Below are 11,328 nucleotides of genomic sequence, written 5' to 3' on the forward strand. Positions count from 1 at the left end.
TAATAAATAAGCAAATAATAAGGTGTAGTTTACCTGATAGCAAATAAATAATAAAGAAAAACTGTATAAATGAACAGTTAAATAAAATACTAATAACGACAGATATCATTTTACTAAATGATATATGTCGTGAATTTATATATAATACTAGTTAAAAAAGGTCCTTTGTTTATAAACGTTATAATTATTCAATAATCAAAAATTATGTTTTGAACATCATAATTTATTCCATTAAGGAGCGTTATGTATGATTAGTCAAATAAAAAAACTTTGTAAAGATAAAAATAATGAAGATGCCTATTATGGATTTATAAGAGCATTGGATGAAGGAAAGGATTATTACTTTACCAAAAAGGATTTTGATAATTTACCTATAGATGAAATAGAAATAGGCCTACGAGTGGCATTTACGGCTAATGAAAAAGATTCTGGTCAACGATTTGCCACAAATATCAAAATTATCAAAGATCAAGCAGCCGAAAACAATGAACAGAGCTTGTCTGACGATAAACCTTTAAAAAATAAAATTGATGCCCAAGACTATCAAGCTCTTTTAATAAAGTCTGTCCAACAAATAAAATATATTGACGAACCACTAGCGTTTGAAGACTCTGTCTTTAATTTATTAAAAGTGATTGGTTTAAATAAAATATTTCAATTTGATCGTGATAATCAAGCAGGTAAGGCTGATGGTTTTTTTATTATCGAAAATTTAGCGGTAATGTATGATTGTACATTACAAAAAAACTTTGAGTCGTTTAAAGAAGAACAAATAGAAAACTATATCAATAAACTGAACCAAAAAGCACAATTAACCTTCAACATTAAAAAAAATGACGGTGGAATCACCCCTAAAACAATTCCATTAACGGGTAAAAATAAACAAGTTTGGATCATTACTAAAGGAGAAAGCAAAGAGATAAGTGATTTCGATAATGTGAAAGTAAAAGAAATTTCGATATATGACTTATGTGAAATTTTCAAAAAGCGTTTAAGTGATATTACTTATGATAATGAAAAATTAGTAAACGATTTTATCTTTATTGGAAAATAACTTTACCGAAAATAGCGGAAAGGAAATATGATTTGCTTTTCCGCCACGATCAAAATAATTTACGCTTAAAACGGCATTTTAAAACCTGGTGGTAATTGCATGCCGCCGGTTACTTGTGCCATTCGTTCTTTTTGTGCTTCGTCTAAACGACGGCTTGCATCGTTATAAGCTGCTGCAATAAGATCTTCTAGCATTTCTTTATCATCTTCGGTTAATAGCGATGGATCGATTTCAACGCGTTTACAGCTATGTGTACCGTTAACGGTCACTTTAACCATACCTGCACCTGATTCGCCTGTAACTTCTAATTTTGCGATCTCTTCTTGTGCTTGTTGCATTTTTGCTTGCATTTGTTGGGCTTGTTTCATTAAATTGCCCAATCCACCTTTTCCACCTGAAAACATAATAATTCCTCGTTTTAAAAAATATGACCATAATTATACAGGACGAACACTTGCTTCATCAATCTTAGCATCAAAATATCGACAAATTGTTGCCACTTTTGGATCTTCAGCAATCGTTATCTTCGCTTGTGCGAGTTTTTCTTGGTACAACTCTTCGCGCATTTCGATTGGTGTTTTATAATTTAGATCATCATCAATAATAATATTTACATCAAGCTCTTGGTTACGATGTTTGCAAAGCGCTTTTTTTACTTTAATCACATTCGATACCGAATTAATTAAATGTTTAACGTTTGAACGCAAATGCAACACAATCGTTTCATTATCTGTTTGCTCAACAGCCGAGTTAACAAAAATTTGCTTAATCAAAGGTGACAAATCCAATTGCTCAATTTCAGCACACCATGCATCCTTTTGAGCCATTTCTTCAATCAATTTTTTAGTCATTTCGGGTGTTTTTTCACCGTTAAGCGATTCACGAAAGGCTTTAGTATCAACCACAATCTCTTCTTTCATCGGAATTAAACCACTAGCTTGCCATTGATAATTTTCGGCTGTGATTTCTTCTTCGTCGTTACCATTATCGCTATCGCTATCATTATCAATATGACTATCGCCATTATCGGTATTGATAGACTCAACAGGAACCGAATTTTGCTTAATTCGTTCAAGTGATGCGTTGATTACAGGGCTTTTTGGTTGAGCCACCTTAGCCTCAACCGTTTTAGACTTTTTTGGATTTTGTTCCTCTTTCATCAACTGCATGCGCATTTCTAAAATGCTTTTAGTCACCGTCGAAACATCATCAGGAATCGCTAAATCATCATTTCCAGATTTAGCCATTTTTTCAACTTTTGGGCTAGTAACAGGTGACTTGTCACTCACTGGTTTAGAGGAATTTTGTGATTGCTCAGGTTCAGATAGCGGTGAACTAAATATTTGTTGCTCGCCAAGCTCCGGTGATTTAGCCTGCTCTGAGTGATTAACCGCGTTATATTCAAGCTGGCTTACTTGTGGTGCCTTTATTGCTTGTGCTGGTATTGCATGCGAAATTTGCGTTTGAGAATTAACTGACTTATTACCCTCTGCTTGCTTCGATACATTAGTTTGCACCCTTGCTTGAGCTTGAGCTTGGTGTTGGGTTTGGGTTTGCGATTGTGGCTGTAGCACAGTTGGCGGAACAACTGCATCAACGGCCTTTGGCATAAAAGCCAAGGCACGTAAAAAGCTCATTTCAACACCAATTTTTTTATCAGGAGCAAAAGCAAGCTCCTTACGCCCCATTAACAAAATTTGATAAAACAATTGCACATCGTTCGGTGCCATATATTGCGCTAAAAAACGAATACGTTCTTCGTTATCGGTATAATCACCTAATGCGGTTGGCACTACTTGCAATAACGCAATTTGGTGCAATAGTGTAATGGTTTCGGCTAATAAATTATCCCAATCGGCACCTTGCATCGCCGCAGCCTCGATTTGTTGCATTAAGGCATTACCATCACCATGATGCAATGTTTCAACTAACGAAAATGGAATTGATTTATCAAGCGTACCAAGCATTACTGCTACTGATTCAGCATCAACCATACCATTACCAAGAGCAATAGCTTGATCGGTTAAACTTAGCGCATCGCGCATACTGCCATTAGCAGCCTTAGCCAATAGCCCAATGGCCTTGGGGGCGTGGCTAATTTGTTCTAACTGTAAAATATGATCGAGTTGCTTGCTGATTAACGCTGTGTCAAGTACATTTAGATGTAAATGCAAACAGCGCGACAAAATGGTAATCGGCAACTTTTGTGGATCGGTTGTTGCCAATAAAAACTTAACATGTTCGGGTGGCTCTTCTAAGGTTTTTAGTAGTGCATTAAAGCTACTGCGTGAAAGCATATGGACTTCGTCAATCAAGTAGACCTTAAAGCGCCCTTTGGTTGGTAAGTATTGAATATTATCAAGAATTTCACGGGTGTCTTCGACTTTGGTTCGTGATGCGGCGTCGATTTCGAGCAAGTCAACAAATCTTCCTTGCTCAATATCACGACAATTATCACAAACGCCGCAAGGTGTTGCCGTAATGCCTGTTTCGCAATTGAGCCCTTTTGCTAATAAACGTGCAATTGACGTTTTACCCACGCCTCGTGTGCCTGAAAATAAATAAGCATGATGAACGCGACCAAGTGATAGTGCATTAGACAAAATTTTAAGGACATGCTCCTGTCCTACAACTTCAGAAAATGATTTTGGTCGCCATTTGCGTGCTAAAACTTGATAACTCATAATCACCATAAATTATTGCCATTGAATTTGGCGCTAATCATACCATAAAGAGCTAAATTAGTCTTTATATAAGCAATAATCGATATAATATTATCCTATGCAAATTAACGCTTTGTTTTATAACTTTTAAATAGCTAATCGCTTTCTAATTATGCTATGCCTCGATTAAAGTTTACATCACTCTTTTTTAGCTTGAAACGGTATAGACTCCTGAATATTTTTTACAAAAAATAGAATCTAAAAAGCGAACAGTTGTATAAATAGTCAACATTCAGCAAATAACTTATGTAAAAAGTTAATCGGTTTGTTTAAGGGGTTTATATTTATGTGTGTTATGCTATTTAATGCCGTGTAAGGCGTTGAATATTATAAATAGAATGTTATAGCTAAACAGTTGGTGTCGATATATCGATTTTAGTAAGATCGTTTTTTATGAATATTTATTGCCTCATTACTCAAATGACTGTAAATAACGTTAAAGATACCTACACGCTTATTTTTCCCAATATGTTTTAATCCCAAATCCTAATAAATTACTTGTCATTTTTACACGTTGCAACTGTAAAGCCCAAATCGGTGCTTTGATGACTCTTGCAAAAGGGAATGCTTGATAATATTGCCCATAAGCTTGTTTAGCTTGTTCATTTTGTAATTGAGTTGCTTTAGCTTGAAATTGGATACCTTGGATTTGCGCAATAGTTTTAGGCGTGACACTAATGGTTCCTGCCACTTTTGGATGTACTAACATCGCTTTGGCGTGCTGAGTTTTTAGTTCGGAAAGGAAGTATAAGCACATTAGTTGTTCATCAAATACATAAAAAGCATTACACGCCCATGGTGTGTTGTCAGGTAAGATAACACTGAGTGTTAACACATGATGCTTTTTGATAAATTTTATGATTTTAAGATCAGCTTGCATACTTTTAGCTTATATGAGTTATTCTGGTTTGTGATTTAAGTGCAAATCTTCGCCCCAACGCGGTAGTGTTGGAATATCAAGACCAAATAAGTCAAGTGCTCTAGCTACGCTATGGGTAATGATGTCATCAATGCTGTTAATATGCTGATATAGCGCAGGTACTGGTGGGCAAATAACCCCCCCCATAAGGGTGACTGCTTCCATATTTTTTATATGTGCTAAGTTTAAGGGCGATTCGCGTACCATTAGCACTAAACGACGACGCTCTTTTAATACCACATCGGCAGCGCGAGTGAGTAAATTATCAGATAACCCTTGCGCTATAGCGGCAAGCGTTCGCATTGAGCAAGGAGCGATCAGCATGCCCATGGTTTTAAATGAACCACTTGCAATGGCAGCCCCAATGTTATTAATAGCATATATTTTATCTGCTAGTGATTCTATTTGCGCTAGGCTTATATCAGGTGCTTCGTAAGCGCGTGTGACATGTGCCGCTTTTGAGATCACTACATGTGTTTGGATATTGAGCGACTTTAAAAGCGTCAACGCTTTGATTCCATAAGCAAACCCTGTTGCGCCACTAATACCAATTACGATCCGCGGTTGTGTCATGCTTGTTCCTTTATTAATATCAAATTGCAATAAATATCATTAATTACTATTTTAAATAGTTAACCAGTCAAATGATACTTTAAAAAACAAATGATATTAAAGCTTGTTATGAAATAAATGACTATACCTAGCTATTGATACTGAATCAAGTAATCACTAGCTATTAGCATAGCTATTACATTAATAATACGTAAATTACAAAGGGGGGGAAGAGCGTTTATTTATTAGGTTGCGTTTATGGCTACCCTGTATAAGTGGTAGCCTTTTTTAATGATTTATTCTTTAGCCATTGGCTCATTAACAACTTTGGTTTGTTGCTCACCTTGAATAGCTTTAATCTTTTCTGCATATTTTGTTACAGCATCTTTATTAGATAATAAGCTATAAGTTAGGGTAAACTCAGTGCTTTGTCCAGGTTCTAACTGACGCACACGTTTTTGCTCACGTTCGATAGTTACTGGATAAGCAAAACTGGTGCCAGGCTCTAATCCAGTGACATAGCCTTGTTTTAAAGTATCAGTATTTTTCCACAATGAAAGCACGGGTAGCTGATTAATATTAAAAGCAATACCGGCTGCTTTATCGCCTGCTTTATTGGTTACCATCACCTGTGTTTGTCCATTGGTATCAGCAAAAGGATAAACATTAAATACCATTTCATCAAAGCCTTTAGTTGGACCTAAATAAGTTTGCCATGTATTAAGTCCGCCTTTTGCATAGTCGTTAAATGGTGAAATTTCTTTAACAGGTGCAACAAACCTTGCGCCCTCTTCAAGAATTGGCGTACCAAAGTTACTGTGATAGATAATCTGATAATCACGAGTATAATCACCTTTATTAGTGACCACATCATGAACAGTAAATTCTTTACTTCCTGGTACATAACTAAGCGATACCCAAGTTTCTAGATTACTTTTTTTGAAGGTATTTTCTTTAATTAGGCCTTTAACTGTAATAGTATGTGGTGTTTTATCACTAATATCAACGATTAATTTAGATACAGGAGTATTTTGGGCTCGACCATGAAGCGTGTACATCATTCCATCAGCTTGCGCCGCATGACCTGTCCATTCAAAACCACAACGAACCATCATTTCGTTAAAGCCATCTAACCAACCTATTCCACCACGGCTTTCTAAGTTAATATATTTAGGATTAACAACTTCGTCTACTGGTGAATCCCACCCCATACGTACGCCATCACCAACAACAGATAAAATACCTAAACCACGAGTTGGAATTAATTTAATAGTAAAATCATCACTAGAAATAGTAAGAAGTTCTGTACCGTCTTGTTTTCCACCTTTGAGCACAGTATTTTGAATGGTAAATTTATTACCATTTACACCTAAATCTTGATTTGAAATTGACCAGTTACCTTTAGCAATATTCTTTTCGGTATCTGTTAATACAAACTCTTTAGCATTGGCGTTATAACTAATCAAACTAAGTACTACAGCTAATGAAACAGTTTTGACTTTCATAATATTCCTCATCTTTCATAGTTAATAAAATAGTACTGAATCGTTTCAGTCAATATGGCACAAAATAGCAACAATAAACAAAAGAAATATTATAAAAATGAGAAGTTATTCACACTTTTCCGACATCAAATAATTGCACATTATAAAAATGTTTTATTTATCCGAATCAGTGTGAAAAGGTTAGAAGATCAGTGCTGAGGTCTTATTTGCCCTGCTTTCCAGTGTTTTCGACATACTGAGTGGTATTCGCTATCACCTAGATGGATGGAGTTGCCAAATTTTACAATTTGTCCGTCTTGTCCTTCTAGTAAGATCATGGTAGCTTTTTTGCCACACCAACAGACGGTTTTGAGTTCTCTAAAATTATCGGCAATTTCGAGCAGTGTTTTAGAACCTTCAAATAGATGTCCCATATAATCGGTTTTGATGCCAAAAAACATGATAGGCACGCTTTTTTCGTCGCATACATCGGATAGTTTCCAGATAGTGTTGCGTGACAAGAATTGACTTTCGTCAATAAGTATACAAGCATAGTTACTTTGTTTGATGTGCTCAATGATGCCATCAACCGTTGTGTCATCAAGCTGTAGCGCCTTTTTGCGCAACCCCAAGCGCGAGACAATTTCAACCGCCGAATCGCGCGTATCAACCGATGATTTAAGCAGTAACGTTTGCATATTGTTACTTAGGTAGTTGTGGTCAATTTGTAATAATTCGGTAGATTTACCGGCATTCATTACGCCATATATATAGTAGATCTTAGACAAAATAACGCTCTCAAAATTAAAAGAAATAAGACATAAAAATCAGTGAATAACAGCTATTATGCAGATAATAAAAAAGGTAAGTTAAACAACCTACCTTTTTGTTTGCTTAAAGAATAATTATTTTGCTTTACCTTGGTTTGCAACTGCTGCTTGTTTTGCAGCGATTTCGTCAGCATTGCCTAGGTAGTAGTGTTTGATGACTTTCATATTGTCGTCAAATTCATACACTAATGGCACACCAGTTGGGATGTTTAGTTCGATAATATCATCATCGCTGATGTTGTCTAAATGTTTTACCAATGCACGAAGTGAGTTACCATGAGCGGCAATAATAACACGTTCACCTTTAGCTACACGTGGGGCAATTGTTGATTCCCAGTAAGGTAGTACACGTTTAATAGTTAATGCTAAGCTTTCGGTTAATGGTAATTCTGATTCAGGTAATTTGCTGTAACGTGAATCGTGACCAGGAAAACGTTCATCTGATTTTTCAAGTGCAGGAGGTGTGATTGCAAAGCCACGACGCCATAATTTTACTTGTTCATCACCATATTTTGCTGCTGTTTCAGCTTTATTCAAACCTTGTAATGCACCATAATGACGTTCATTTAACTTCCAGCTTTTTTCAACAGGTAGCCATGCTTGATCTACTTCGTCTAAAACGTGCCATAATGTGTGAATGGCACGTTTTAATACTGATGTATAAGCATAATCAAATTCAAAACCTTCTTGTTTAAGTAATTTACCTGCTTCAGCAGCTTCTTGGTTGCCTTTGTCAGATAAATCAACATCAGTCCAACCGCAAAAACGGTTTTCTTGGTTCCAAACGCTTTCTCCATGTCGAATAAGCACTAATTTTTTTACTGCCATAAATATAACTCCTTTGTTACATAGATTTAATTTTAGTAAATTCTTATTTATGGATATACCACCTAGTTGCTGCTTGGTATAGCCATTAGCATTGCGTCAATTAATTAACACAACACATTTATTATTATTTTGATAAATATTTTAATGGATCAACTGATTGCGCTTTGTATCGAATTTCAAAGTGTAATCTAACTGACGATGTGCCTGTTGCCCCCATTGTGGCAATTTGTTCACCTGCACGCACTGCTTGTTGTTCTTTAACTAATATAGATTGGTTATGTGCATAAGCGGTTAAGTAATCATCGTTATGTTTGATGATAATTAAATTACCATAACCCGGTAACGCATTACCCGAATAGACAACTCGCCCATCAGCTGCAGCCATGACTTTGTCGCCAATTGAACCTGAAATATCAATACCTTTACTTGCTCTTGAGTATTTTTCAATAATTTTACCTCGAGCCGGCCATCGCCAAGCAATATTGACAATATTTGAATTTGCCTTTTGATTACTTGCAGAATCCTCTAGTGGTTCAGTTATAGTTTCAGTTGTTTCTGTTATTGTTGGTTGTTTATTTTTATTCGTTGTAGTAATTGAAGTCGTTGTTGTTTTAGTTATTGTTGGTTTAGTTTTGATTTGTCCAATAGCTAAAGACGAGCCATTACTATTTGATTTATTTGCTATTGTATTATTTGTTGTAGTTTTTTGTGTTACCACAACAGTCCCACCACTCACATCTAATACTTGACCGACATTAACCGCAAAAGGCTCTTTGATGTTATTTTTAGCCGCTAATGAACGATAATCATTGCCCGTTACCCACGCAATATAAAATAAGGTGTCACCACGTTTAACCGTGTAAGTATCGCCTTGATATCCGCCTTTTGGAATATCATCATAATTACGATTATAAACAATACGCTCATTACTAATCACCGTACTATTATTGGTGCTGTTAGTAACCGCAGAAGAAGATACCCTACCTCTTGTTGAGATATTGGCTGGTGGTTTAGTATAAACAGAAGAAGTTGATGAACCACCTGCGCTAGAAATATCTTCGATTTCGGCTTGCTCGGTTTGTGTACACGCAACAATTAACAAACTTAAGCAACTTAATATAAATATTTTTTTCAAAGGACACCTTTCATTCGTGAATTTTATTTTTAGCTATTTTTTATTCAATAGCATTTTATACATCTTGTTTAATTAGCACATTTTAGCGTTTTTATAGCAAAAAGCTATTATATTGATTACTTATTGGTTAAATCAATAAATTCACTCAAAATTTGATAGTTTTGCCTATAAATTTTTTTAAAAAATAATTATTATGACTATTTTTTACTGTTTGGGATTAACTATTTATTTGGTTTTTGTTGGATTTATTTTGAAAGTAGTGAGTATATACAATAAAATAGGCTTTCGTACAGTATCTTTACCGTATTTCTATAAAAATTTAATGTGATTTAAAATAATGACTTTATATATTGTTGCAACACCAATTGGAAACTTAGATGATATTACGCTTAGAGCAATCAATACTCTTAAAAGCGTTGATCTTATTGCGGCTGAAGATACTCGCCATAGCGGTCTACTTTTACAACATCTTGGCATTAAAGCAAAGCTGTTTGCTTTACATGATCATAATGAACAAGAAAAATCTCACCTTTTGATTGAAAAACTAAAAGTTGGCTTGTCAATTGCTTTAATTTCAGATGCTGGTACACCATTAATTAACGATCCCGGGTATCACTTGGTTAAGGCTTGTCGTGATAATAATATTCAAGTCGTGCCAATTCCTGGTGCTTGTGCTGCTATTGCAGCGTTATCTGTTGCTGGACTACCTTCTGATAAATTCAGTTATGAAGGATTTTTACCCGCTAAAAGCAAAGCACGGCAAGATAGTTTAGCTAAATTAATTGATGAACCACGAACTATGATTTTTTATGAGTCAACGCATCGTTTGCTAGATACACTGCAAGATATGCAAACTGTTTTTGGTGCAAATAAACGTGTTGTTTTAGCTAAAGAACTCACCAAAACATGGGAAACTATTGTCAGTTTTACCATAAGCGAGCTAATAGCATGGCTAAACGAAGATACCAATCGCCAAAAAGGCGAATTTGTTTTAATTGTTGAAGGGCATGTAAAAACCGATAATGACATTGACCAAAAAGCCATTAATACCCTTAAATTATTGCAAAAAGAGTTACCTCTTAAAAAAGCTGCTGCTATTACAGCTGAAATCTATGGACTGAAAAAGAACCAGCTTTATCAAATTGGTTTGGATGCAGAGCAATAAGTAAACCGCTAACAATTTGCTGATTATGCCACATCACCAGTAAAGTCGGTATCGCGCTTACCACTTACCCATTCATTTCAAGACTAGTAGGTTTTGTGAATTTTTAATTGATACTAGCTGATCATTCCTTTCAACAAATGAAAAACCGCAAAGACTAAATTAATCACCAAACGGTATACACTCCTGAATATTTTTTACAAAAAATATAACCTAAACCGTAAACATCACATCATTAAAGTATCTATCTTTTTCTTATTTGTGCGGTGGCTAACAAGTTTATAAATTTTAATTGATACTAGCTGATCATACCTTTTAACAAATGAAAAACCACAAAGACTAAATTAATCACCAAACGGTATACACTCCTGAATATTTTTTACAAAAAATATAACCTAAACCGTAAACATCACATCATTAAAGTATCTATCTTTTTCTTATTTGTGCGGTGGCTAACAAGTTTATAAATTTTAATTGATACTAGCTGATCATACCTTTTAACAAATGAAAAACCACAAAGACTAAATTAATCACCAAACGGTATACACTCCTGAATATTTTTTACAAAAAATATAACCTAAACCGTAAACATCACATCATTAAAGTATCTATCTTTTTCTTATTTGTGCGGTGGCTAACAA

At 35.1% G+C, this 11,328-nt stretch carries 10 protein-coding genes; 2 read left to right on the top strand and 8 right to left on the bottom strand.

Annotated features, from left to right (window positions below):
* Window positions 1–247 precede the first annotated feature (247 nt).
* On the top strand, window positions 248–1,054 hold the full coding sequence (locus A9G35_RS00380) for a cold-shock protein (RefSeq protein ID WP_065635231.1): 807 nt from the start codon (window positions 248–250) through the stop codon (window positions 1,052–1,054).
* 65 nt (window positions 1,055–1,119) lie between these two features.
* Here A9G35_RS00380 and A9G35_RS00385 read toward each other — a convergent pair whose 3' ends face one another.
* From A9G35_RS00385 to nlpD, 8 genes are all read right to left on the bottom strand, one after another.
* Complete coding sequence (locus A9G35_RS00385; RefSeq protein ID WP_065635232.1) at window positions 1,120–1,458, bottom strand: YbaB/EbfC family nucleoid-associated protein; 339 nt, start codon at window positions 1,456–1,458, stop codon at window positions 1,120–1,122.
* A gap of 33 nt (window positions 1,459–1,491) precedes the next feature.
* The gene (gene dnaX, locus A9G35_RS00390; protein ID WP_065635242.1) at window positions 1,492–3,738 is read right to left on the bottom strand and encodes a DNA polymerase III subunit gamma/tau; all 2,247 of its coding nucleotides are present in this window, start codon (window positions 3,736–3,738) and stop codon (window positions 1,492–1,494) included.
* Between the two features lie 493 nt (window positions 3,739–4,231).
* Window positions 4,232–4,657: a pyridoxamine 5'-phosphate oxidase family protein gene (locus tag A9G35_RS00395; protein ID WP_065635233.1), complete on the bottom strand. Its 426-nt coding sequence runs from the start codon at window positions 4,655–4,657 to the stop codon at window positions 4,232–4,234.
* A gap of 18 nt (window positions 4,658–4,675) precedes the next feature.
* Window positions 4,676–5,269: a UbiX family flavin prenyltransferase gene (locus tag A9G35_RS00400; RefSeq protein WP_065635234.1), complete on the bottom strand. Its 594-nt coding sequence runs from the start codon at window positions 5,267–5,269 to the stop codon at window positions 4,676–4,678.
* 275 nt (window positions 5,270–5,544) lie between these two features.
* The gene (locus A9G35_RS00405; RefSeq protein ID WP_065635235.1) at window positions 5,545–6,753 is read right to left on the bottom strand and encodes an aldose 1-epimerase family protein; all 1,209 of its coding nucleotides are present in this window, start codon (window positions 6,751–6,753) and stop codon (window positions 5,545–5,547) included.
* Window positions 6,754–6,941: 188 nt separating this feature from the next.
* Window positions 6,942–7,520, bottom strand: a complete 579-nt coding sequence (locus A9G35_RS00410; RefSeq protein ID WP_065635236.1) for a thymidine kinase — start codon at window positions 7,518–7,520, stop codon at window positions 6,942–6,944.
* Window positions 7,521–7,637: 117 nt separating this feature from the next.
* Window positions 7,638–8,390 carry a 2,3-diphosphoglycerate-dependent phosphoglycerate mutase gene (gene gpmA / locus A9G35_RS00415; protein ID WP_065635237.1) on the bottom strand — a complete coding sequence of 251 codons (753 nt, stop codon included), beginning with the start codon at window positions 8,388–8,390 and terminating at the stop codon, window positions 7,638–7,640.
* A 124-nt stretch (window positions 8,391–8,514) separates the two neighbouring features.
* Window positions 8,515–9,552, bottom strand: coding sequence for a murein hydrolase activator NlpD (nlpD, locus tag A9G35_RS00420; protein WP_065635238.1), 1,038 nt, complete (start codon window positions 9,550–9,552; stop codon window positions 8,515–8,517).
* Between the two features lie 310 nt (window positions 9,553–9,862).
* Between nlpD and rsmI the strand changes: the two genes are divergently transcribed.
* Window positions 9,863–10,690 carry a 16S rRNA (cytidine(1402)-2'-O)-methyltransferase gene (gene rsmI, locus A9G35_RS00425; protein WP_065635239.1) on the top strand — a complete coding sequence of 276 codons (828 nt, stop codon included), beginning with the start codon at window positions 9,863–9,865 and terminating at the stop codon, window positions 10,688–10,690.
* The last annotated feature ends 638 nt before the right edge of the window (window positions 10,691–11,328 follow it).

The sequence above is a fragment of the Gilliamella sp. Choc5-1 genome (assembly GCF_001690595.1).
GTDB classification, from domain to species: domain Bacteria; phylum Pseudomonadota; class Gammaproteobacteria; order Enterobacterales; family Orbaceae; genus Gilliamella; species Gilliamella apicola_M.

What these genes read in the sequence shown, in the direction of transcription:
- A9G35_RS00380 (WP_065635231.1), top strand. Translation starts at nt 248, where the DNA reads ATGATTAGTCAAATAAAAAAACTTTGTAAAGATAAAAATAATGAAGAT.
- A9G35_RS00385 (WP_065635232.1), bottom strand. Translation starts at nt 1,458, where the DNA reads ATGTTTTCAGGTGGAAAAGGTGGATTGGGCAATTTAATGAAACAAGCC.
- dnaX (WP_065635242.1), bottom strand. Translation starts at nt 3,738, where the DNA reads ATGAGTTATCAAGTTTTAGCACGCAAATGGCGACCAAAATCATTTTCT.
- A9G35_RS00395 (WP_065635233.1), bottom strand. Translation starts at nt 4,657, where the DNA reads ATGCAAGCTGATCTTAAAATCATAAAATTTATCAAAAAGCATCATGTG.
- A9G35_RS00400 (WP_065635234.1), bottom strand. Translation starts at nt 5,269, where the DNA reads ATGACACAACCGCGGATCGTAATTGGTATTAGTGGCGCAACAGGGTTT.
- A9G35_RS00405 (WP_065635235.1), bottom strand. Translation starts at nt 6,753, where the DNA reads ATGAAAGTCAAAACTGTTTCATTAGCTGTAGTACTTAGTTTGATTAGT.
- gpmA (WP_065635237.1), bottom strand. Translation starts at nt 8,390, where the DNA reads ATGGCAGTAAAAAAATTAGTGCTTATTCGACATGGAGAAAGCGTTTGG.
- rsmI (WP_065635239.1), top strand. Translation starts at nt 9,863, where the DNA reads ATGACTTTATATATTGTTGCAACACCAATTGGAAACTTAGATGATATT.